This window comes from Paenibacillus sp. FSL R10-2771 (assembly GCF_038000205.1).
Lineage (GTDB): Bacteria > Bacillota > Bacilli > Paenibacillales > Paenibacillaceae > Paenibacillus_AQ > Paenibacillus_AQ phytohabitans.
In genome coordinates this window covers 3,190,229-3,213,944 of record NZ_JBBOBM010000001.1, presented here as the reverse complement: position 1 = coordinate 3,213,944, position 23,716 = coordinate 3,190,229, and the positions used below count along the sequence as shown (strand labels likewise).

Here is a 23,716-nt window from a genome sequence, read left to right as displayed (position 1 = left end):
GAGGAGAATATGAGCGGCATCGTTCTGGAAAAGGTAACCAAGAAATACGGCGACAAGCTGATTATTGAGGATTTGAATCTGACGATTGAGAGCGGCAGCTTCACGGTGCTGGTCGGCCCTTCCGGGTGCGGCAAGTCTACAACGCTAAGAATGATTGCCGGACTGGAGCATTCCACGGAAGGCTCGATTCACATCGGCGGGGTAAGCATGAATCAGGTAGAGCCGGGCAAACGGAATCTGGCCATGGTATTTCAGAATTATGCCTTGTACCCGACCATGACGGTCGAGAAGAACATCGAATACGGGCTGAAGAATAACAAAGTGCCGAAGGAGGAACGCCAGCGGCTGATTACTGAAATTGCGGAGACCGTCGGACTGACCAGGCATTTGCACAAAAAGCCGGAGTTTCTCTCCGGCGGTGAACGCCAGCGGGTCGCCTTGGCACGGGCTATGGTGAAGAAGCCAGCCGTGTTCCTGATGGACGAGCCGCTGTCCAATCTGGATGCCAAGCTGAGGCAGCAGATGCGCGCGGAGCTGATCGAGCTGCATAAGAAGCTGGGCGCGACCTTTGTCTACGTAACCCATGATCAGGTGGAGGCGATGAGCATGGGCACCCGGATCGTGCTGATGGATGGCGGGAAGGTCATGCAGGAGGATAACCCGCACAACCTGTATTACGATCCGGCCAACCTGTTCTCCAGCCGTTTCATCGGCACCCCGCCGATGAATATTCTGGCACTCGACCGCTGCGGGGAAGAAATCCGTAAGCTGGCTCCGCAGCAGGCCCGCTATCTCGGCTTCCGTCCAGAGAAGGCGAAGTTTACCCTGGAGCCGGGAATGGAACCGGACAATACCGTTAGCCTGACGGGCACGCTCAGCGGCCGGGAGCTGCTCGGGTCGGAGATTATCTACAAAGTGCAGCTGGAGAACGGGCTGATCATTTCGGTGAAATGCTTCGACCGTCCGGAACGCGAGCTGGAAGCCGTGAAGCTCTACGTGAAGAAGGAGCATCTGGCATTCTTCGACGCGCAGGAGCAGCGGGTCCGGGAAGCTGCACAGTCCGGAATCAGCACTGCCGGAAGCACCGGTGATTCGGCATGAAGCGGCTGCGCCCGTCCGTGAAGGTGCTTCCCTATCTGCTGGTTGCTCCGGCAGTGATCATCCTGACGGTATTTTACCTCTATCCGATTCTGTACAACATCTATTTGAGCTTCTTCACCTGGAATATGCGCGGACCGATGAAGTTCGCCGGACTCAGCAACTATGCAGAGCTGTTCAGCGGCCGGGATTTCCTCCATACCCTGCTCAATACGCTGCTGTACATGGGGATGGACGTTGGGCTGGTGATGGTGCTGGCGATGGGGCTGGCGCTCTTTTTACAGAAAAACACACCGCTGAACCGGTTCATCCAGACACTGAGCTTCACGCCCAATATCATCTCGCTGGTATCCGTATCGCTGATTTGGATGTGGCTGATGAACACGGATACGGGGCTGTTCAATTACCTGCTGTCTGTGCTGGGAGCAGCGCCGGTGGGCTGGCTGACCGATAAGGATGTGGCGCTGTTCTCGCTGGTGCTGGTCTCGGTCTGGAAATCCGTCGGATTCAATGCGCTGATCATTTGCTCCGCCTTGGGCTCTATTCCGGGTTACCTCTATGAGGCTGCGGCTCTGGACAATGCGTCCAAGCGTTCCGTTTTCTTTCAAATTACGCTCAAGATGATCTCACCGACCTTGTTCTTCCTGATCCTGATGAATATCATCGGCTCCTTCCAGGTGTTCGAGACGATCAATATCATGACGCAGGGCGGTCCGTCCAATGCCACGAACACGCTGATCTTCAGCATTTATAAGCAGAGCTTCGAATATTACCGGGTCGGCTACGCCTCCGCAATGGCGGTCGTGCTGATAGGTATCGTGGGGCTGATTACGATTTTCTACTTCAAAGCACTGAATAAACGGGTTCATTACCGCTAAAGGGGTGAGGAAATGAAGGTTTGGGTCCGGCTGCCGGGCGCAGGACTACGGATCATTGTATCTGTTCTGCTGATCGTGATCTTCCTGATGCCATTCTATTGGATGATCCTCACCGCGTTCAAGACGCTGGGCGAGGTGCTTCGGATGCCGCCGAAATTCTGGGTGGATTCGCTGCAGTGGCAGAACTTCCGGGATGCTTTTACGAGGATTAACTTTCTGCATTATACCCGCAATTCCCTGATCATTACGCTCGGGACGATGCTCGGTCAGCTGGTCGTTGTTGTTCCGGCAGCCTATGCATTCGCAAGGTATCAATTCAAGGGTAAAAACGCGCTGTTCGGCATCGTGCTCGCCACCATGATGATTCCGGGACAGCTGATCTTCCTGCCGATCTTCGTCATGTTTGCGAAGTCCGGACTGCTGAACACTTATGTATCGCTCATCGTGCCCTTCATTGCCAGCGGTACGGCCATCTTCATGCTGCGGCAGACCTTCATGCAGGTGCCGGATTCCCAGCTGGAGGCAGCCCGTCTGGATAATGCCAGTGAGTTCAAAATCATCTGCACGATCATGATGCCTGCCGCTGTGCCCACCTTGTCCACACTCGCGCTGCTGACGTTCATCGGGACGTGGAACAGTTACTTTTTCCCGCTCGTATGGACCACAACGGATGCTGTCCGAACCTTGCCGCTTGGAATTCAGAAGCTTCAGGATGTGGAGGGGCTCAGCCCGCAGATCGTGATGGCCGGGAATATGATGCTGATCGTGCCGATTCTGCTGGTCTTCCTGATTGCACGCAAGCAGATTATCAAAGCGTTCACCTACATGGGAGTGAAGTAGCGGGAATACCCTGCGGCCTTGCATGTTGAATACCAAATACAGCAGTTCATGGAGGAGAAACGAATAATGAAGGTATGGGGAAAAAGAGTAACTCCGCTGCTCGCCACTGTTGCACTGACCACCGTTCTTGCAGGCTGTGCCACCACCGAAGCCGAATCCAGTATAGCGGCCTATGAGAAAGGGGATTCCGTTACCGAGCTGAACTTCTGGACCTCCGCCGTGGAGGATGTAAATCAGAATCTGGTGGACCAGTTCAACGAGACCAAAGGAGCCGAGCTGAATATCCATGTGAATGCTGAATATCAAGGCGATTACTGGGAAATGCAGCAGAAGATTAACGCTGCAGCCATAGCGGGTACGCTGCCGAATGTTTTTATTGATGAAGTGGCGATGACTAAGGGCTTTGCCGACAGTGACATTATTGCCAATCTCGAACCGTTCATGGAAACGGACAAGTTCGACACCTCGGATTTCAAAATCGGCGACCTCGGCAACCTGTATCTGGGCGAGGATCTGTATGCCTTTCCCCATATGCGGAGTGTTCCCGTGATGTATGTAAACAAGACGCTCGCCGCTAAAGAAGGGCTGGATACGAACGGACCGGCGACCTTTGCCGAACTGGAGGCCTATCTGCAGACCGCATATGATGCTACCGGCCAGCCGCCGATGTACCTGTTCAACTATGACTTCTGGGTGATGGAGGCGCTGTTGCATTCGTACTCGGATACTAATGTGGTCAATGAGGATGAGACGAAATCCAATATCAACAGTGAAGGCGCAGTGAAGCTGATCTCCTTCATTGAGGATCTGGAATCCAAGGGACTAATCAAAGTACTCGGGGTCACGGACAAGGATGCCTACTATGCCTCCATTGCCAATCCGGGCACAGCGCTGATCTTCTCCAGTGTCGGCGGCTACAAAACGTTTGCCGGCATGGCCGCGGAGAGTGGAATTGATCTCGGCGTATCCATGATTCCTGCCGGAGAAGACGGCAAACGGGGCGTTCCGGTCGGCGGATCGAATACGTATCTGGCGAATACGGGAACGGATAATGAGAAAGCAGCCGCTTTTGAATTCATGAAATGGCTGTCGGATACCGAACAGGCGGCGTATGCTTCTGCCAATACGGGATATCTTCCGACCCGTCTAACCTCCCTGGACACAGACCTGATGAAAGAGACCATTGCCGCCTTCCCAGGCTACAAGGTCGCTTCCGATGAGCTGGAATTCAGCAAAATGCGTCCGATGACCGGTACGTACCATGAGATTGAAGATCTGATGGGCACACGCATCAACGATATCTGGCTGGAGAACCTGCCAATTCAGGACAGCCTGGACACGCTCGCCAAAGAGGTGGATGACATCCTGAACCGCTGATTATAGATGATGTTTAAAGCAAGCAGAGCAGTGAGTCTCCGGTAACGGGAGAATCGCTGCTCTGCTTTTTGGGTTCACTGCGGCTGGTTTCTGCGCGTGTTGGGCAAATTCACCTAAGCTATTCATTCATAGACGAATATGGGCTATACTGAAGTTTCTGTTAATCTATATCCGCAAAAATATATGTAATCGCTGAGTTCCGTAATGGAAGCGGGGAAACCAAGTTTTCTGGGGTGAATCTCGAGGAATCGAGTAGGGCTACTCTTCAAGCCCGAATCCGGCAGCTAACTCCGTAAGCGACATGAGAGGATGCACAGGTAATGCCGTATATTGACGTCAATGGAACTACCCTCTATTACGAGGTGTCGGGCAGTGGTCTGCCCATTGTTTTTATTCATGATTATTCGACTTCACATCATCTGTTCGAGCCTCAGGCGGAGTATTTCAGCAAGCGGGCGAAAGTGATCTTGTTTGACCTAAGAGGGAATGGGCAATCCGGTAAAATGGATGTGGAGATCAGCCGGATTGTAGACACGCAGTGTGAAGATCTGAAGGGATTATTGGATGGACTGTCCGTAGAACGGGCCGTCATCGTAGCTTGTTCCAGCGGTGCTGTGCTTGCCCAGAAATTCGCCTATCTGAATCCTGAACGGGTAATTAATCTGGTGTTGGTGGACAATTACATCCTAGGAGATTGTACGTCCAAAGGCAGCAAAGTGCTGGAGCTCTTTCAAATCTGCGCATGGGCCGCCCATTATCTTCCGGCTGAAATGTTCATCCGTTCTTTGCGCATTACATATAACAAATGGCTGTCTGCGTATCATATTCTGAGAAGAGAGCTTGTCCATGAACGGACAACAGAATTGATTAAACAGCGTCTGGCACTAAGACATACGGACAGCTACGGGTTTGCACTAAGGCTGCAGGTCCCCGTTCTTTGTGTATCAGGCAATCAGAATGAGCGGGTTCTGGAGCAGGTGAGACAAACAGCGGCCAAATATCCGCTCGCCACGCTGGCAATACTGGAAGATGCCATGTATCCCAGCCATTTATGTCAGCCGCAGCACTTCAACCGGCTACTGCTTGATTACCTGAAAGACCAGCAATGCTTCCAGCGGAAAATTTATTAACGGCACCTGTAGAAAATCTTTGACAAGTATAACAGGTACCGTTATAATAAATTCAACAGGTACCGTTACATTGATTGACAGGTACCGTAAATATATCCCTGGGAGGATTCATAATGAATATGAATGCTGAATTGTACGACAAGCTCGCCAAGCTGCAATGGCTGTTGCAGAGACAGCATCTGAAGAACCACGCCGCTGTTGGCCCTATGGCAGATACGTCACGGGGACAAGGCAGGATCATGGCGTTTCTCCGGATGAAGGACGGAATCAGCACGAAGGATTTATCCTATATGCTGGACATTCGTGTATCCTCGCTCAATGAATTGCTGGCCAAACTGGAGAAGGCCGAATATATTACCCGTCAGCCTTCCGAGACAGATAAACGCATCATGCTGATTTATCTGACGCCGAAAGGGCGGGAGGAAGAGGGCCAGGAGGTTGAGGGCGGCAGCATATTTTCAGTCCTGTCTCCAGAAGAACAGGCAGCCTTCGGTGAATACCTGGTCCGCGTCATTACAGCCTTAGAAGAAGAACTAGGAACAGATGCAGACCGTGATGTAATGGCTATGTGGATGGAGGCCGCTAAGGAGCGCATAGGATCAGAGGAATTCGACAAGCTGATGGCCATGCGCGGACAAATGAGCAGAATGTGGGGAAATATGGATGACGGACGCTTTAGCGGAAGATTCCCCGGATTTGGCCGGGAAGGTCAAGGCGGCGGCATGAACGGCTTCGGCTGGCCTTCCAGAGATGGTAGAGACGGCTCGAAGGACAACTCCAGTGATTCGGATGACAAGTAAGTAAAGCATTTCCTATTAGCAGCAGCGGCGCTGTCTTTCCCGAAGAACTGAAGGCAAAGGCAGCGCAATAAAGATTTTACCAAATACAGTCTGAAACTGACGATTAGTCAACACCCGCTTACGAGACCCGTATTGTCATTTGTTACGGGTTTGTTTGGTGCGGCGCAAAGTTCGCAATCAATTTATAGTTAGAATTCTAACTAATATAGAGACTAACATACAGGAAGAAAGTGGTGAACCGCATGGATACAGAAAACCTCCATTACTTTGAAAAAGCACCGGTTGCAAAAGCCGTAGCGCACTTCGCAATACCAATGATGCTTGGAACGTCAATGAGTGTCATCTATTCCATCCTGAATGCATTTTTCATTGGAACGTTAAATAACACTGCCATGTTAACCGCACTTGCCTTAACCTTACCGTTATTCGCGGTCATTATGGCGCTGGGTAACCTGATTGGTGTCGGCAGCAGTGCCTTCATTTCCCGTTTGCTGGGAGAGAAAAATACGGCTGATGTTAAGCATGTGTCTGCATTCGCCTTTTACAGCAGCCTGGTTCTCGGTCTTATCGCGATGGCCGTCGGCCTGCCGCTCATTAATTCTATCGTACATGGCCTCGGGGCAACGCCTGACTCCTTCGGATTTACCAAGGACTACGTCACCATTATGCTTATTGGCTCACCCTTCGTTGTATTATTCTTCACATTGGAGAGTATTGTCCGCTCGGAGGGAGCCGCGATAACATCTATGATTGGTATGCTGCTTAGTGTGGCCGTGAATATAATTCTCGATGCGCTGGTCATCTTCGTCTTCCACTGGGATGTAATCGGTGTTGCGTCTGCCACGGTCATTTCTAACATGGTTGCGAGTGCTTATTACGCCTATCATATAGGATTTAAGAGTCGATTCTTAACAGTCTCACTGAAACAATTCAAGGCCACTAAGGTCATTCTAAGAAATGTATTCAAAATCGGAGTTCCCGTCTTTGTAATGAGTCTCTTCATGGGTGCCATGTCGCTTATCTTTAACCGTTTTCTGGTTGAGTATGGGGAGCAGGCTATTGCGGGCTTCGGAATTTCCTCACGATTGCTGCAATTTCCCGAGTTAATCCTGATGGGCTTAAGTGAGGGCGTCGTGCCGCTTATTGCGTTCTCTTTTGCAGCGAACCGATTGCGCATGAAGCATACCATTCAATTCACCATTAAAACAATTCTGGCGTTAGCCATCTTGTTCGGCGTTATCGTCTACCTGGTCTCTGACCACTTAATTGGTCTATTCACCAATGATCCGCAATTAATTGAAATGGGCAGCTACATTCTGCATGTCACGTTCTTGTCCTTGTTCATTACAGGTATGACGACGCTATTCACGGGGATCTTCCAGGCAACAGCACAAGGGACCGCCGCCTTCATTATGTCAGTTATTCAAGGAATTACTCTGATTCCTGTGCTCTACATTGCCAACCGCATGAACGGATTCCATGGGGTGGTCTGGTCGCTGGTCATTTCCGATGTCGTGGCGTTCCTGGTCGGGGCCATCATGCTGTATGTTCTGCGGAACAAATTACAGCCGGACTTGGTGAGTTTAGCACAGTAGGATCTGGATTCGGCTCTTGATAAGACAGCCAAGGATAGATACTCTAGAGGGAGCCGCAATAATACCGAAGTCTTCAATGAAGGAGCGAGATTCATGAATGTGTTGGAACGTGTGCCTTCCATAGCAGCTGGTTACCGTCATACTGTCCTGCTTAGGCCGGATGGGGCAGTAATGGCAGCGGGCGACAATAAATATGGTCAATGTGACGTAAGCGGCTGGCAGGATATGGTGGCAATTGCTGCAGCTAATGCCCATACAGGGAATTCACATACCCTCGGACTCAGACCGGACGGTACGGTGGCCGCTGTGGGCTGGAATATGCATAATCAATGCGAGGTAAGCGGCTGGCAGGGTATCGTGGCGGTTGCTGCGGGTTGGCGCCGTTCGGTTGGCATTCAATCGGATGGCACGGTAGTGGCCGTTGGCCGGAATAATGAAGGTCAATGCGATGTACACAGCTGGCGTGATATTATAGCGGTTGCAGCTGGCGACTGGCATACCGCCGGACTGAAACGGGACGGCACGGTGACAATTACGGGGAATAACCGGTATGGCCAATCCAATGTTAGCAGCTGGTGCGATATCGTGGCGATAGGGGCAGGTTATCTTCATACCGCCGGCCTTAGAGCAGATGGCACGGTGGTGGCTGCAGGCCGGAATCATGAAGGTCAATGCGAGGTAAGCGGCTGGCATGATATCGTTGCGATAGCGGCTGGCAGTCATCACACCATCTGTCTTAAGGCAGACGGTACAGTGGAAGCTCAAGGCTGGAATAAACACGGCGAATGCAATATAAGTGACTGGCGCGATATCGTGGCGGTTGCGGCAGGCTGCGCTCATAGCGTTGGCCTTAAGTCAGATGGCACGGTGATAGCTGCGGGTGATGATACATATGGTCAATGCGAGGTGAGCAGTTGGCCTTTCGGACAGCTGGAGGACTATTGAGAGCAGGATGAAATACGAATAAATCATACGAATAAGGGCATTGTAATCAATGGAAAAGTTGATAAAAGATGATCGTAAATCGCGGCATTTTGAATTTCCCGGGAGGTTAAGACAATGACAAATCAGGATCCGAAGGAGCTTCTTCGTCTAAAGCACGAGCAAGATGAGCACAAAAAGCAGTTCACCAATTTTGCCCGGAGTGTCAGCGCCCATGGCGAGGCAGAAGCCGGCCAGGAATTTAGTGTTGACCGTGTGCCTGACGATCAGAACCGTATGAAATCTGTAGAGAACAAACGGGATTAACTTAAAAAGTTAAATGAAGCCGGTCCCTTTCGGGACCGGCTTACTCATTATTTGCTTTGCAGATAATAATCAATGATCACCCTGGCGGTTTCCCGGGCATGCTCCGCAGGCTTGGGATCGGTCTGCAGCATGGCTGCAGTAATCGCGCCTTCCACTAACAGAGACAGACCGCTGGATAAGGCTTCGCGATTCACAGACGGACATTCATTAAGAACAGAATCGATGTATTTTTTCATAAAAGCTTTGTAATTACGGGCTGCTTCATAGTAAGGATGGGAGTGATCCATGAATTCCGCTGCCGTCTTAATGTACACGCAGCCATTAAATTCCGGCTCCCCGAACCATTCTCCGAGCATATCGAATACAGCCAGTAATTTGTCTCTGGGCGTTTTTGCGCTCTTGTTGACTGAGTCTTCGAACCGTTTTCTCCACTCGTCATCGTACTTCATGAGATAAGCAAGGACAAGCTCATCCTTGGAACGGAAATGATTGTAGAGCGTCATTTTGGCTATGTTCGATTCAGAGACAACCTGGTCTACACCGGTAGCCCGGATTCCCTGTTTATTAAATAAGTCGGAGGCGACAGTTAGGATATGTTCTTTTTTACTTTTATTAGCCACAGGATTCCCTCCGGTTCACAGTATTTCAAAAGTATACAGATCAGTCTATCTATTATAAATGGCTCACGGTTACTACGCAAATGATAAATCTAAAAAAAATAACTTGAATCTATACAGACCTGTATGTATACTATTGAGTATCGGAACAGGTAAGCTGGTTACCGGTAACAATGGGGAGGTTGGTTCAATGACTATACAATACAGCTATGCACAAGTTGAAGGTTTGAATATTTTTTACCGCGAGGCAGGGAGCAGGGAGAAGCCAACACTTCTTCTGCTGCATGGATTTCCTTCTTCATCGCATATGTACAGAAACCTTATTCGTGAACTCGAAGGCGATTACCATATCGTAGCTCCGGACTATCCCGGTTTCGGGAACAGCGATCAGCCGTCAACTTCAGAATTCACGTATACCTTCGACAATCTTGCCGTGCTGATCAATGCATTCGTTGAACAATTGAACCTGAACCAATATATCCTGTATGTTCATGATTACGGTGCTCCGGTAGGCTTCCGTTTGGCCCGTATGCATCCGGAACGCGTTCAAGCCATTATTTCACAGAACGGAAATGCTTATGAAGAAGGAATCGGAGAGTCCTGGGCACCGATGCGTGCCTTTTGGAATGATCCAGGGAATCCGGCCAGTCTTGAAGGTATGCTCAATCTGCTGACACCGGAACTGACGAAGTTTCAGTATGTGAATGGAACCCGTAATCCTGAGACCATAAGCCCTGATAACTGGAATATGGACCAAATTGCCCTGGATCGTCCGGGGAATCAAGACATTCAACTGGCTCTCTCTTACGATTATCAGAATAATTTGAAACAATATCCGGTCTGGCAGGAATACTTCCGGAACTCTCATCCGCCTTTACTCGCTGCGTGGGGTAAAAACGACTTTTTCTTTGGACCGGAGGGAGCCTTAGCCTTTCAAAAGGATTTAAAAGATGTGGAGGTTCATTTGTTAGATACGGGGCATTTCCCGCTCGAAGAAGATCTGGAACTCAGTGTGAGCCTCATCCGCAGTTTTCTTAAAAAAGAGTTAAAATAGCATATCGCCATACTATTTCTTGTTTTTAGCGTGGAAATTAATCCGAGTGCCTACGCTTTGGAGCTGTCTTCCTCCAAAACTATGGATAAATACGAGGAGATTGGTAAGGAATTTCTGAAGGAATATTATTATTTCATTGATATGAAGCAAGACATGAATGTGTCCAAATATATTAAGGACGAAAATGTGCTCCAATATGTCGATTTGAAGCATGATATTATCAAAAACAGAAATGTTCGTTTCGATATTGATGTATCCAGCTTTTCGTTGGAGGTAAGTGTCTATGACTATCAGGTATTAGATAATAACGTAGTCATAACTTATAATACCAGCTTGATTACAGTAAAAAACCAAATGAAATCTTAGAAACTAAATTAAGCAATGAAAATAATTTTTTTGATAAGCTGGATTCTGAAGTTTCGCTCTACAAGACGGATGCAATGAATCCTAATGCTGCAACCCCTAATTCCGCCAGTCTTGCAAGTGTAAGCAGTACTGCCAGAAGCAATATTGTTACATATGCAATTGTTAACAGCAGCAAAACGGAGCCAAGCTCAGGAAATTCAAGCTACGCACCTTATTATGATTTCAGCGCCATTGCAAATGATTGTACAAATTTTATTTCCCATAGTTTGTTAGCAGGAGGAGCCAAAGAAAACCGCACTAGCTGGTATTATGATTCATTATCCGCACGTACCCCGTCATGGGCAGGTGTGAATGAATTTCACGTTCCGAATCCAAACCGTTGGCCTACGCCTGACCGCCTCAATATGTTAACTGGGAGAATGGGGATATTATTCAGATTAAGTATTCAGTTTACGGATACCCAGGGTTTGGTCATTCTACCATCGTTACTGGTTCCTATGCTCCTAGCTATAACACTCAATATCCATTAATCACATCCAGAACAGGTGATTATTCGTATAACACAAATGAAATTCTTACTAACGTATACCCAATTGATGGAGCAGACGTACTGGCTTACAGACTAATCCATCTAACTGCTGTACAATAAGTTCACTAATTGTTATATAAGCATGTTTAGCCTGGAGGCCAAATGAATAGAAAAACAGGATTACTCTCCTGTATTACTGTTGTTGCTTGCGTTGTGGTTATCATGCTTTTCTTGCATTATTATGATCGGGATAAAGCCGCTTCAACCCAGGCTGCCGCAAATCAAAATGAAGTTATTATTCCAGAGATTGACTTACAGAAAATTGATGATTTCTTTATTGGCTCTGAGCCTCCGCACCTTATTTATGCAGATAGAGATAAGGTAATATTTGAAACCACGGGCGGAGTGTATGTTTATGATATGAAGGGTAAGTCTCTTCTCAGATCCTTCGATACCGCCTCATTCGCATCAGAAAGATACTCGAACGTACTACGGAGTGCTTTTGCTACGCAAGACGGGAAGCAGCTTATTTTTAACTTTAGTAAAGGACCCGGATATGTTGCTGCCTACCGTTATTCCTTGGAAGATAAGTTTATGAGTGAATTAACCGGGAAGGAATACGCAGAGTATCTTAAAAAAAGATTTGAATACAGCTATCTCGATCCCAGTGATGAACTGTATCAAAAATCCTCAGGCCTCATAATCACAATTTCCGGCTCAGAATATGTTTATTTAACGTTTCAGGACTGGAAAGTGAGTACAATCAACGTGGTTTATGTGCAGAATGATAAGGAAACGGTCTACAGCGTGTTTACCAGCAAATAATAAGCACCATTCCTGACAAGCGAGTCCTCCGTGACTCGCTTTTTTGATGTGAAATAGATTCAGAAAAACGGTTGAATTCGTCTTAATTAGCAGGTGTGCATGAATTATCCAGCTTCGGCCAAAATAAGGGTTACGATCAGAGGGGGTGTTTGTGTTGTGGAAGAGCATTACGGGTTACATTCCCGGCTGGAGTGTGTGCATGCAGGCACTTATTATTTTTATTGTTCCGGTCATTTTGACAAGATGCATGCTGTGGCTTCGCGCTAAGGAAGGCAAGGCAAGTACCCGGGGAAGACGGGCTGAAGGGCAGAAGGGCGGAGGCGTGCCAAGCTCCGAGGATACCGGTGAAGCAGAGCAAACCAGTGAAGCTGTGAAAAATAATAAGATCGTTCCTTCAACTACTTCGCAGAATAATCAGCAGCAAACGTTAACCTATACCGGACAATTTCAGCAGGATCTACAGACCTTTAGGGAGATCAGTGCGGATATGTCGGATGTTAATGTACGGGAGCTACGTGTAGGGACCCTGAAATTGAAGGCAGCGCTGTTCTTTCTGGACGGCCTCACCGACAAGGATGGAATGGACCGCAATATCCTAAGGCCGCTGATGAATGCAGCACGTCCATTTGAAGGGCTGGACACTCCGCCTGATCCGGCGAGCCTGAAAGAAATCATTGTTCATCAGGTGGTGCTGGTCTCGGAAGTTGAATTCACCAATCAGCTGGACATGTCGCTCAAAAAGGTGTTATTCGGCTCTGCGGTGCTGCTGATCGAAGGAATGAGCGAGGTCTTCATCCTGGGGACGTCTAAAGGGAATACAAGAAGTGTAGAGGAACCGATCTCGGAAGCGCTGCTGCGCGGCCCGCGAATCGGCTTCACGGAAGCGCTGAGCGACAATACGGCCATGCTGCGCAGGCACGGACAGAACACCGATCTTGCGATGATTTCTTTTACGGTCGGAGAAAGAGTCGAGAAAGAGCTGATACTAACCTACATTAAAGGGATAGCTAATGATGAACTGATTGCAGAAGTCACCCGGAGAATTCATACGATTAATATCGATGATGTGCAGGAATCCGGTTATATCGAACAGCTGGTTGAGGACAATTATCTCAGCCCTTTCCAGCAGGTTCAGAATACGGAACGGCCGGACCGGGTGATGGCTGCACTGCTGGAGGGAAGGGCTGCCATTTTGCTGGACGGCACACCGTTTGCCTTGATCATGCCGGTGACGTTCGGGATGCTGCTGCAATCTCCCGAGGATTATTATGACCGCTGGTTCTCCGGCTCCTTATTGCGGATGCTGCGCTTCTTCGCCGCCTCCGTATCACTGTTTGCTCCGGCGCTCTATATTTCCTTCCTCTCCTTCCATCCAGGTCTGGTTCCAACCAAGCTGGCAATTTCGATCATGAGCTCACGCCAAGGGGTTCCGTTTCCGACCTTAATCGAAGCGCTCATTATGGAGATTTCGATCGAAATCCTGCGTGAGGCGGGCCTGCGTCTGCCTAAGCCAATTGGCCCGGCCATGGGTATCGTCGGCGGTCTGATCATCGGCCAAGCGGCGGTAGAAGCGGGGATTGTCAGCCCGATTCTGGTCATTGTCGTTGCCGTTACGGCGATTTCTTCCTTCTCGGTGCCGATGTACAGTGCAGGGATCACCCTGCGGTTTCTCCGCTTCTTCGCGATGTTCTTCGCCGCTACCTTCGGGCTGTACGGTGTAGTACTGTTCTTCCTCCTGCTGAGCAGTCATCTGATTAAGCTGAAGAGCTTCGGTGTGCCTTATCTGAGCATGATCACCCCTAACCGGATGAGTGACCTTCGCGACTTTATTGTCCGGGTACCGCTGCAGTTGATGAAGCGCCGTCCTTCACTTTTGGAGCCAAAGGATAAGCTGCGTAAAAGATAAGCTTAAGTGAAAGGGAGGTGAGCCAATGATCACTAAAGCCCATGACAAAATTACAACGAGTCAGGCGACCATTATTATGGTAAATTACATTCTCGTAGCCGGGATATTCAGCCTTCCCCGGACAACCGTACAGGCTGCAGGCACGCCCGATGTGTGGATTTCAGTAATACTGGGGTCGCTCTGTTCAATGGCAGCAGGTGTAATTATCGTCAGACTCAGCCAGAGGTTTCCGGGCCAGACCTTTTTTCAATACAGTACCCAAATTACCGGTAAACCGGTCGCCGTATTGCTCGGGCTGGTGATCATCGGGTATTTCCTCGCGGTGTCCGGCTACGAGCTGCGTACTATGCAGGAGGTAACTATGTTTTTCCTCCTGGAAGGTACCCCTCCATGGGCAGTAGCCGGCATGTTCCTGTGGGTCGCACTTTATCTGTGCAGAGGGGGAATCAATGCCTTATCACGGCTAAGCAGACTCGTTGCTCCTATGGCCGGTGCCATATTCTTCGGCGTCTGCCTGCTCAGCCTGAAGGTGTTCGATCTGGACAATCTGCGGCCTGTACTTGGAGAAGGCCTCGCTCCGGTCTGGAGAGGAATTAAGCCAACGGCCCTAACCTATACAGCGGGCGAAGCACTGCTGTTTCTTGTTGCTTTTATGGACAAGCCCAAACGGGCCGGCAGAGTTCTCGTAATCGGAACCCTTATCTCAATGGTTTTTTATTTGCTGGCGGTTATACTGACGATCGGGGCATTTTCTGTAGAAGGAGTGGTTACCCGGACTTGGCCATTCATTGACCTGATCCGCAGCTTTGAAGTGAATCTTCTGTTCGAACGGTTTGAGTCGCTGCTGCTGGTAATCTGGATTATGCAGATTTTCTGTACATTCTGTATCTCTTTTTACGGCGCTGCACTGGGAGTCTCGCATATCTTCAACCTCAAACTGGATCATTGTTTATTCCTGCTGCTGCCGGTTGCTTATCTCATCACGGAAGCGCCGCACAACATTAATAATTTATTTGCCTTTGGCACAGGGCTTGGCAATGGGGCGATTGTGCTCTTCGGTCTGATCCCGCTGCCGCTGCTGCTCATTGCTTATTTCCGGAGAGCCGGTTCATGAAGCGCTGCATTCTGCTGATTGTGTCGTTTGCTCAAATAATGCTGTTAACGGCCTGCTGGAGCAGTGCACCGATTGAGAATTTGAATATGGAAGTAGCGGTAGCGCTGGACGCGGCTGATGAGACTGCCATTGAAAAGAAGTTCGAAGGTGAAGGAGGAGACTATCCTAAACGCGAACGGATATCAGCGACCTATCAATTTATTGTGCCGCAAGGCGCTGTAGGCTCCAAAAAAGAAGGGGCTGCTTCAAGAAATTTCTACAATATGACCGAGACCGGCGATTCTATCTTTGAGGCCATCCGTGAGCTCTCGCTGCGCACAAACCGCCAGCCGATCGGGCACCACTTAAAGGTAATTGTTATTGGCGAGAAGCTGGCCCGTTCCACGAAGCTGTCGGAGCTGATTGATTTCTTCAGCCGGGATAATGATATCCGCCCGAGCGTGCTGGTCCTGGTCAGCAAGGGGAAAGCCAAGGATGTACTGAACAATGTGCTGCCCGGCCAGACACCGGCCTTTGTGCTCGAAGGCATCTTCGGCAACCGTGACCGGAGCCTGCGCATCTGGGACCCGGTAACCATTACCAAGATTGTTGGACCTTTGCACAGCAAGAAGAGCTTTCTGCTGCAGAATGTTATTGCTGCGGAGAATGAAATGAAGTTTGCCGGAGCCGGAATCATTGACGGTGAGTCAGGCAAGCTCAGCGGTTTTTTGAGCGAGAAGGAGCTGGAGGGTGTAGTCTGGCTGACAGGCAAGGGTAAAGGCGGTGTACTCAAAACCCACAAGGATGACACCGGCCGGCTGATCACCTATGAGGTGAAAGCGATGAGCAGCAAGATCAAGGCGGTTGTGGAAGAGGGGCAGATTTCGTTCCATGTAAAGATCGAATCGAAAGGCCGGTACGCCGAAACCTTCTCAACAGACGGGGACCGATTGGATGCGGCTTTTATGAGACGGGATGCCATGGAGCTGGAGAAGGAGGTAAAGGAGCTGGTAAAGACCGTAATTGATAAAATGCAGCATGAGCTGCATGCCGACGTCGGCGGATTCGGTAAAACCCTGAGAATTCAGCATCCTGAGGTATGGCGGAAAGTGAAAGAGCATTGGGATCAGACGTTCACCAGTCTTCCGGTACACCTTGAGGTTAAGCTTCAAATCGAAGAGTATGGTGCTTCCGGTACAGCGACGGACTGACCTAAATACATTGGAGGGAAATTACTACACAAGTAAAGCTTTGATCCCTATAATAGGGTCAGGGTTAATAATGCGAGCAAATCATATATGGGATTTAAGGAGGGCTATTCATGTTATTCATGCTGATTGTCAAAGCCTCGAAGAATTCGGAGGCCGGGAATCTCCCAAGTCCGGAACTCAGGCAAGCCATGACACAGTATAATGAGGAATTAGTTAAGGCAGGTGTACGGGTTGCAGCAAAAGGACTTCATCCAAGCTCAAACGGGATTCGCCTTTCGTATCCGGCAGCAGGGGGAGACCCGGTAATTACAGACGGCCCCTTCACGGAATCGGAAGACTTGATTGCCGGATTCATTCTGATTGATGTGAAATCGAGGGAAGAAGCCCTCGCGTGGGCTATGCGCATGCCGGACCCGCAAGGGCATGGTGAAGGCCAGGTTGAATTACGCCAGGTATTTGATTAACAGGACAATGACCAGCTAAATAGGCTGAACTTTAGAACTTAAGAACTTAAGATTTTAACATACAACCAAATCCTTCAACCGTGAATAATGTGGCATCCGGGCTCCGGGCGGCTACAGTTGCCGCAGGAATTTCCCGGTTCATCTTTTTTCTGGGGCTTAAGACGAAGTTCTGTAGCTTTTCATAAAATCCTGCACATAATACAACATTCCCCTTTCCATATCGGCTCAAATCCAAAATTGTTGTAAAAAATGCAGCATTTCATCTGTTTCAAGCGGCGTAGACGGATTATTCTTGTATTTCATACAACAATCCTTACGAATACCCTGCTGTTTACGAATCAAAGTTGTAAAACGTACAACTTTTATGTCTACCTCTACACGCGATCTATGCAGATGTCTCTCGAATTGTACGCACACAGATCCTATCCGGGTCTGTTTTTTGCTATATAGCCCTTTTATTTCCTTTTATATAGAATACGCTTCTCTTGGTTTGTCTTGATTAGGGTTATCCATTATGATAATCAATGGAATGAATTTCCGCAATTATATAGAAGTGTAGTTGAGAGGACGGCGAATATGCTTAGAAACTTCCGGCGATCCGCCATTTTACTTTGTTTGCTTATGATCTGGGGATGTTCCGGCAGCCAGTATCCACCGCTGCCGGATACAACCTCACCAATCTCTTCCATTCCGCCCATCTCACCAGCTTCGCCAACTGTAAATACAGATCCGGAGGATGCCGCTAATATCTACTACGTATCTATAGCTGGAGATAACACTAACCCGGGGACGATAGATTCACCCTGGAAGACACTCCAGTATGCTGCCGATCATGCCGGTCCGGGTAGTTACGTCTATATTCGCGGAGGCGTGTATCATCAGAAGCTGCGCATCTCAAGAGGAGGCTCAGCGGCGGCGGGACCTATCGTGTTCGCCGGTTATCCCAATGAGACAGCAGTCCTTGACGGGGAAGGTCTGCCGGTTAACGGGCTGGAAGGGCTTATCGAGATCGGTCATGCGGGCTATGTTACCATAAGGGAACTGGAAATTCGCAATTATAAGACGTCAACCAGAGGCGAGGTGCCTGCAGGCATCTATATTCACGGCTCAGGGAAGGACATCTCGTTACTGAATAACCGCATTCATTCCATCGCCAATACCGCCATTCCTGAGGGGGACGAGCTTTCCGGCAGAGATGCCCACGGGATAGCGGTGTACGGTACTGAAACAGACGCAGCCCTGGTTGGCCTGACCATTGACGGCAATGAAGTGTATGATTTGGTCCTCGGTTCCAGTGAAGCGCTGGCTGTGAATGGCAATGTGGATGCTTTTGCGATTACGAACAATATTATTCATGACAATGACAACATCGGGATTGACCTGATCGGCTTTGAAGGTACGGCCGAAGACATGGCGGTAGATCAGGCTAGGAACGGAACGGTACGAGGCAATGTAGTCTACGGGATTTCATCCAATACTAATCCGTCATACGGCGCTTCTGTGCCGAACGGCAGCAATGCAGCGGGCGGGATATACATTGACGGGGGCAGGTCAATCCTTGTCGCGGAGAATCGCGTATACGACAATGACATTGGGATTGAGCTTGCTTCCGAGCATAAGGGACGGCTAACCAGCGGCATCACGGTACAAGACAACCTGATCTACCGCAATCGCCTGACCGGCATTGCAATGGGCGGTTATGACGGGGAGCGCGGTGGCACCAGCGATAGTACGGTTGTATCTAATACGCTGTACAAGAATGACCTCTTGGGCGACGGCAATGGACAATTGTATCTGCAAGCGAACTTAAGCGGCAATACGATTAGTAAGAATATTATTGTAGCTGGAGATTCCAGCGTGTTCATCAGCAACGAATACACGAGCAACCGGAACAACACGGTGGATGGTAATCTTTATTACGCTGAGGCTGGAGCGGATGAGGCGTTCTGGGTCTGGAAAAAGAAACCCTACACCAGCTTCGCCGCTTACCAGCGCGGCTCAGGCAATGATTCCGGCTCACGATTTGCCGAGCCGCAGTTCAAAGATGCCGCCCGTGATGACTTCCGGCTGGAGCCGGGGTCTCCGGGAGCCGATGGCGGAGCTACAGAGGAAGGAGCACAGCCATGATTTATTTGCGGAGCTTTAAGCTGTCTGATGAAATCGAGCGTAATCCCAACATCTACCCTGACCATGTATTTAAACATATCGCCGGGGAGGTGCTGTTGTTTGACCGGATCACAGTGCTCTATGGCAATAATGGCAGCGGTAAATCCACGTTACTTAATGTAATTTCGGGCAAGCTGGGGATTCCGGGAGCCGAAAGAATGACCAGCTATGGGCATAGTATTTATGCTCAGCGGTTTGTGGAGAGGAGCAGCTATCAGCTCGGGCAGGATGAGCAAGAGCGTACAATCAGGCGGCTTCCAGAAGGAAGCCGGTATCTGAAATCAGAGGATATTCTATATGAGGTCAAGAAGATCCAACAAGCCTCCGTCCTGCGTGAGGGACTGTTATATGAGCAGATGAACAAAGGAATGAGCAAAGAACAGGCAGCAGAATATGAAGCAACCTATGCGTTTAAGAAGAAGCTGGACGACATTCAGTTCTCACAAGAGAAATACTCGAATGGCGAAACATCCATGCAGTTTTTCGAGGAATATCTGCTGCCCGGGCAATTGTACTTACTGGACGAGCCGGAAACATCACTGTCTCCAGCCAATCAGATAAAAATGGCCGAGCAAATCAATGAGCTGGCGCGTTATTTGGACAGCCAATTCATCATTGCTACTCATTCACCCTATGTTCTAGGCACACTGCAGGCAAAAATATACAACCTCGATGCAAAACCTCTTCAGACAGCAGAATGGTTTGAGCTGGACAATGTCCAATTCTTTTATCAGTTTTTCAATAAGCATAAGCAGTTGTTTGAATGAGAGTGGAATGTAATGACGGTCTGCTTCACCTGAACGGCTGCTCATGCGCCTTGCATCTTCAGTCCGGCCATAACAAGTGTTTGCTCCAGCCGGTCCAAATTCACCGTGAAGTCTGCAAGTCCCGGAAACCGGTCCTGTGCTGTACCGTCATCTTGTCCGTACATCATGTAGTAGTCAAGTTTGTTGTGGTTGCTGATCATCCAGTAAGTAGGCACTACATGCCGGATATGAAAAATTTCGATAACAACGGTTCCCTTCATGCAGAAAGCAAGATTGGCCAGTCCCGCACCATGCGGGGAAACTATCGCTTTGGCACAAGCAAAGAGCTGAACCTGCTGGGCCACGGTCCAATCCTCCAGACAAACGGGAACGAATCCGTACGCCTCCAAATGCCGGATGACTTCGTTCTCGTTAGTGAACCGGCGGGCAGATGCTTGGCCCCGGGAAATGAAAATACGGCTTGGTGAATGGTGGAGTGTGACGTGTCCGGGCAGCATAAACCTCCGGAGGGTAGCAGTGGTCCAAGGCGGATAATGGGAATTCATCATCAGGGAAGGAACCACCAGCCGCTCGGCCTGAATTTCCCGGTCATTGGCGGCGTGAATTACGGACGATTCCGGTACGTCAAACATGGCTAACGTCTCTTCCACGAAAGCCCCATAAGGATTCGGGTTCATAATGAGGGTATGAAACGAGAGATTTAGAGTCCTAAGCATCCCCAGCCGCGGCAGCACATCATATAACCAGTGAAAATAGTTATGGCTCCCGCAAAAAGTTAATACAGCAGCCGTTCCAGGGACCTCCTGATGCTCCAAGGCCTCCCGCCGCTGCAACGCCGGGTGTTCTTCCAGTGTCAGCATTCTGTGCAGTTGTCCATCGTATTCGGGGGATAGGTCATAGATCAGTTTGTTGTCTGATGTCAGGACCGCCCCAGATCGTCCCCATACACGCCCGCTCGGAATACATGCCACATATCCGACTCCGGGGTGAAGAGTATAGGGTTGCAGGTACGGGTGAACTTCCGGTTCAAGTGTGTTGGGGGCCTTATATTCAGCGGCTCCACCAAAGTCAAAAGGTACAACTCTTTCCCCGGCTCCAGAGGGAACGGAAGCCTCCCATTCCCACACATCACGGTAGAACCCGGACTCTCTCAGGCTTGTGCCACCCGGCTTATCGTTTCCGCAGATTTCATCCACTGATCATCCCGCCATTCCGTTTAATCTCATGAAGTTATTTTATGCGGGCCTAGCTTAACGGGCACGAAGACAGAAAAAAAAGGCGGACATTCCCAAAGAAAAGTGTAGGGATATTTGCGTAAACGTTTTTACAAATTCACAGCCCTGAATGCCTCCCGCTTGAATTTTATATTTCACAAAATCCGTTCAAAGCCATTCATCAAAATTGAACGCTCTAAAAATATCAAATGTTATGTTATCTAACATATAAAACAGATTTTTTCCATTATAAAGAAATTAAAAACCGAATACATAACGCAATCATGTCATAAATAACAGTTGTAAGCGTTTTTATTTTTAAATTTTAAGTATTTCCTATTGTAATTCATGAATTCCTATACTAAAATAAACCTAGAAATTGCGAAAACGTTTTTGCAAATAAATCCAAACTCACTGATTATAACGTTGATATAGAAGTCTAATTCTTGCGTAAACGTTATGACAGAAAGGAAAATTATGGCGGATAAAGAGCTTACCATCAAAGATGTGGCCAGACTTGCGGGCGTCTCGGTGGCAACTGTCTCAAGAGTAATGAATGGCCGGGATCGTGTAAGTGATGCAACCCGCAAAAAAATCCTGAAGATGATCGAGGAGCTTAATTTCGTTCCGAATACGATGGCTGCGTCTATGGTCAACAAGAAAACCCATATGATTGCAGTCGTTGTTCCGGAGATTCAGAATCCATTCTATACCGCCGTCATTGGCGGAACCGTGGAAGCGGCTAAGAAAGAGGGATTCTCCACACTCGTTGTCTCTACATATAACGATGAGGCGGAGGAGGAAGAGTTCTTCGAAGGTTTTCTGGGACGCAATGTTGACGGAATTATTCTTATCGGTACGCACAAAGAGGCCGCATTCTACCGCAACATCCGCAAGCCTACAATCCTGGTGGACCGGTTTATCAACGATTGCGGGCATGACGGTGTTCTGATTGATAACTTCCGGGGGGCCTACGAGGCGGTCAGACATTTTGTGGACTATGGCCATGAACGTATCGCAATTATCGACGGAGCACATGACTTCAATGACGGCAAAGACAGATATTGGGGTTATCATCAGGCTCTGCATGAGAATGGTATTACGCCGGATTCCAATTATCATAAGCAGGGCCGGTGGCTTGAGGAAGACGGATACAGGTTTACGATAGAGCTTATGCAGGCTGAACAGCCGCCCACAGCAATTTTTGCTACCAATAATGTGATCTGTACAGGGGCTATTAAAGCCATCCGGGACTTGAATCTGCGGATAGGTGAAGATATATCTTTAATTGGTTTTGACGAGAACGAACTCGCCCAGTTTGTCCAGCCCCAAGTGACTGTTGTGGGCAGACCGATGAGAGAGATGGGGCTGCACGCGACGGAAATGCTTATTCAGAAGATCAAGGTGCCCACAAACGGGTCTTCACCAAAGCTAAAAAAAGTGATACTGGATGTGGAGCTGATCAAGCGGGGTTCCGTTAAAAAGCTAAAGTAGAGTAGCACGGGAGGAAGAGGTATGGCTAACATTCTTGTCGTAGGCAGCATGAATATGGATATTGTGACCCGGGTAGACCGGCTTCCTGTTCCCGGTGAAACGTTACATGGTCTGGGTACTGGCTTTCATGCAGGAGGGAAAGGAGGCAATCAGGCCTGTGCCGCAGCGCGATCCGGGGCCAAGGTAGCGATGGCGGGAGGAGTAGGCACCGACGCTTTTGGCATAGAGATATGCCGGAAGCTTGAAGATGAGGGGATCGATACCACAGCCATTGCCCGCAAGCCGGAAACGACCGGGATCGCACTCATTACCACTGATTCCTCAGGGGAGAACAATATTATCCTGTCGCCGGGAGCCAACTATAGTTATGGCGGAGACGATCTGGAAGCGCTGGTGCTGTCCCCATACGATGTCATCCTCCTGCAGAATGAAATTCCAGGCTCTGTGAATCGCAGGATAATTGATAGGGCCGTAGCTGCAGGCGTCCCCGTATGCATGAACCCGGCTCCGGTGACCGGATTTGACCGTGACCAGCTCAGAGGAATACGCTTACTGATCATGAACGAAACCGAAGCGGAGGCACTGAGCGGGATGCGGATTGTAAGCTTCAAGGAGGCGTGCAGCGCGGGCCGGTTGTTATTGGAGGATGGAATTCCGCAATTGATTATTACACTGGGCAGCCAAGGGGCTGTATACATGGATGGTGACGGGAATATCATCGAGATTCCCGCCTATCCTGTGGAAGCCGTGGACACTACAGCTGCAGGGGATACATTTATCGGAGCCTTCGCTTCAGCCTACTATGCAGGCAAGGAACTGGCAGACAGTCTGCAATATGCTTCCGCTGCAGCCGCGATAACCGTCTCCGCTCCTGGAGCTCAAAGCTCTATACCCGTGATAGAGCAGGTTAATGCTTTTCTTGAACAGGCTGGTTCCTAGCCGTAGAAATTCATAACTTACCATAGAAATATTAGTTTCCTTCGTGAAAAAGAGGTTTCTTCACCCAAACACTTTCGCAAATTAACGCTTTTAATTATTAAAGTA

22 protein-coding genes and 1 riboswitch are annotated in these 23,716 nt (G+C 49.1%); of the genes, 20 read left to right on the top strand and 2 right to left on the bottom strand.

Annotated elements, in window-relative coordinates:
- Window positions 1-9: 9 nt before the first annotated feature.
- The 9 genes from NSU14_RS13810 to NSU14_RS13770 all read left to right on the top strand — a co-directional run bounded on the left by NSU14_RS13810 (window position 10) and on the right by NSU14_RS13770 (window position 8,966).
- The gene (locus NSU14_RS13810; RefSeq protein WP_340945518.1) at window positions 10-1,101 is read left to right on the top strand and encodes an ABC transporter ATP-binding protein; all 1,092 of its coding nucleotides are present in this window, start codon (window positions 10-12) and stop codon (window positions 1,099-1,101) included.
- Complete coding sequence (locus NSU14_RS13805) at window positions 1,098-1,976, top strand: carbohydrate ABC transporter permease (protein ID WP_042137450.1); 879 nt, start codon at window positions 1,098-1,100, stop codon at window positions 1,974-1,976. Before NSU14_RS13810 ends, NSU14_RS13805 begins: the two co-directional genes overlap by 4 nt.
- Window positions 1,977-1,988: 12 nt before the next feature.
- Window positions 1,989-2,816: a carbohydrate ABC transporter permease gene (locus NSU14_RS13800; protein WP_042137452.1), complete on the top strand. Its 828-nt coding sequence runs from the start codon at window positions 1,989-1,991 to the stop codon at window positions 2,814-2,816.
- A gap of 66 nt (window positions 2,817-2,882) precedes the next feature.
- A complete protein-coding gene (locus NSU14_RS13795) occupies window positions 2,883-4,193 on the top strand; it encodes an extracellular solute-binding protein (protein ID WP_340945512.1) in 1,311 nt (436 codons plus the stop codon).
- A gap of 180 nt (window positions 4,194-4,373) precedes the next feature.
- Window positions 4,374-4,506, top strand: a riboswitch (cyclic di-AMP (ydaO/yuaA leader).
- 7 nt (window positions 4,507-4,513) lie between these two features.
- On the top strand, window positions 4,514-5,323 hold the full coding sequence (locus NSU14_RS13790) for an alpha/beta fold hydrolase (RefSeq protein ID WP_042137456.1): 810 nt from the start codon (window positions 4,514-4,516) through the stop codon (window positions 5,321-5,323).
- A gap of 113 nt (window positions 5,324-5,436) precedes the next feature.
- Complete coding sequence (locus NSU14_RS13785) at window positions 5,437-6,123, top strand: MarR family winged helix-turn-helix transcriptional regulator (protein ID WP_052421882.1); 687 nt, start codon at window positions 5,437-5,439, stop codon at window positions 6,121-6,123.
- A gap of 242 nt (window positions 6,124-6,365) precedes the next feature.
- Window positions 6,366-7,718: an MATE family efflux transporter gene (locus NSU14_RS13780; RefSeq protein WP_336100323.1), complete on the top strand. Its 1,353-nt coding sequence runs from the start codon at window positions 6,366-6,368 to the stop codon at window positions 7,716-7,718.
- A 93-nt stretch (window positions 7,719-7,811) separates the two neighbouring features.
- Window positions 7,812-8,663, top strand: a complete 852-nt coding sequence (locus NSU14_RS13775) for an RCC1 domain-containing protein (protein WP_340945504.1) — start codon at window positions 7,812-7,814, stop codon at window positions 8,661-8,663.
- 114 nt (window positions 8,664-8,777) lie between these two features.
- Window positions 8,778-8,966: a hypothetical protein gene (locus tag NSU14_RS13770; RefSeq protein ID WP_052421883.1), complete on the top strand. Its 189-nt coding sequence runs from the start codon at window positions 8,778-8,780 to the stop codon at window positions 8,964-8,966.
- A 47-nt stretch (window positions 8,967-9,013) separates the two neighbouring features.
- Here the strand turns inward: NSU14_RS13770 and NSU14_RS13765 are convergent, their stop codons facing one another.
- A complete protein-coding gene (locus NSU14_RS13765) occupies window positions 9,014-9,586 on the bottom strand; it encodes a TetR/AcrR family transcriptional regulator (protein ID WP_042137462.1) in 573 nt (190 codons plus the stop codon).
- Window positions 9,587-9,773: 187 nt separating this feature from the next.
- On the opposite strand from NSU14_RS13765, the gene NSU14_RS13760 reads away from it, so the two are divergent.
- The 9 genes from NSU14_RS13760 (at window position 9,774) to NSU14_RS13720 (ending at window position 19,964) form a co-directional block, all read left to right on the top strand.
- The gene (locus NSU14_RS13760) at window positions 9,774-10,637 is read left to right on the top strand and encodes an alpha/beta fold hydrolase (protein WP_340948939.1); all 864 of its coding nucleotides are present in this window, start codon (window positions 9,774-9,776) and stop codon (window positions 10,635-10,637) included.
- Between the two features lie 440 nt (window positions 10,638-11,077).
- The gene (locus NSU14_RS13755) at window positions 11,078-11,533 is read left to right on the top strand and encodes an amidase domain-containing protein (RefSeq protein ID WP_340945501.1); all 456 of its coding nucleotides are present in this window, start codon (window positions 11,078-11,080) and stop codon (window positions 11,531-11,533) included.
- 161 nt (window positions 11,534-11,694) lie between these two features.
- Window positions 11,695-12,357, top strand: a complete 663-nt coding sequence (locus tag NSU14_RS13750) for a hypothetical protein (protein ID WP_340945499.1) — start codon at window positions 11,695-11,697, stop codon at window positions 12,355-12,357.
- Between the two features lie 154 nt (window positions 12,358-12,511).
- Complete coding sequence (locus NSU14_RS13745) at window positions 12,512-14,263, top strand: spore germination protein (RefSeq protein WP_340945497.1); 1,752 nt, start codon at window positions 12,512-12,514, stop codon at window positions 14,261-14,263.
- A 25-nt stretch (window positions 14,264-14,288) separates the two neighbouring features.
- Window positions 14,289-15,377, top strand: a complete 1,089-nt coding sequence (locus NSU14_RS13740) for a GerAB/ArcD/ProY family transporter (protein ID WP_042137471.1) — start codon at window positions 14,289-14,291, stop codon at window positions 15,375-15,377.
- A complete protein-coding gene (locus tag NSU14_RS13735) occupies window positions 15,374-16,567 on the top strand; it encodes a Ger(x)C family spore germination protein (RefSeq protein ID WP_042137473.1) in 1,194 nt (397 codons plus the stop codon). The genes NSU14_RS13740 and NSU14_RS13735 overlap by 4 nt, the downstream gene beginning before the upstream one ends.
- Before the next feature lie 110 nt (window positions 16,568-16,677).
- On the top strand, window positions 16,678-17,031 hold the full coding sequence (locus NSU14_RS13730) for a YciI family protein (RefSeq protein WP_336100314.1): 354 nt from the start codon (window positions 16,678-16,680) through the stop codon (window positions 17,029-17,031).
- Between the two features lie 621 nt (window positions 17,032-17,652).
- Window positions 17,653-19,158, top strand: a complete 1,506-nt coding sequence (locus NSU14_RS13725; protein WP_340945490.1) for a right-handed parallel beta-helix repeat-containing protein — start codon at window positions 17,653-17,655, stop codon at window positions 19,156-19,158.
- Window positions 19,155-19,964 carry an AAA family ATPase gene (locus NSU14_RS13720; protein ID WP_340945485.1) on the top strand — a complete coding sequence of 270 codons (810 nt, stop codon included), beginning with the start codon at window positions 19,155-19,157 and terminating at the stop codon, window positions 19,962-19,964. The genes NSU14_RS13725 and NSU14_RS13720 overlap by 4 nt, the downstream gene beginning before the upstream one ends.
- Window positions 19,965-20,005: 41 nt before the next feature.
- On the opposite strand, the gene NSU14_RS13715 is transcribed toward NSU14_RS13720, so the two are convergent.
- On the bottom strand, window positions 20,006-21,160 hold the full coding sequence (locus NSU14_RS13715; protein WP_340945482.1) for a glycosyltransferase family 61 protein: 1,155 nt from the start codon (window positions 21,158-21,160) through the stop codon (window positions 20,006-20,008).
- A 477-nt stretch (window positions 21,161-21,637) separates the two neighbouring features.
- Here NSU14_RS13715 and NSU14_RS13710 point away from each other — a divergent pair, with 477 nt between their 5' ends.
- Window positions 21,638-22,672 (top strand): LacI family DNA-binding transcriptional regulator, encoded by a 1,035-nt coding sequence (locus NSU14_RS13710; protein ID WP_256703784.1) that lies wholly within the window; start codon window positions 21,638-21,640, stop codon window positions 22,670-22,672.
- 21 nt (window positions 22,673-22,693) lie between these two features.
- The gene (gene rbsK, locus NSU14_RS13705; RefSeq protein WP_340945478.1) at window positions 22,694-23,611 is read left to right on the top strand and encodes a ribokinase; all 918 of its coding nucleotides are present in this window, start codon (window positions 22,694-22,696) and stop codon (window positions 23,609-23,611) included.
- Window positions 23,612-23,716 lie beyond the last annotated feature (105 nt).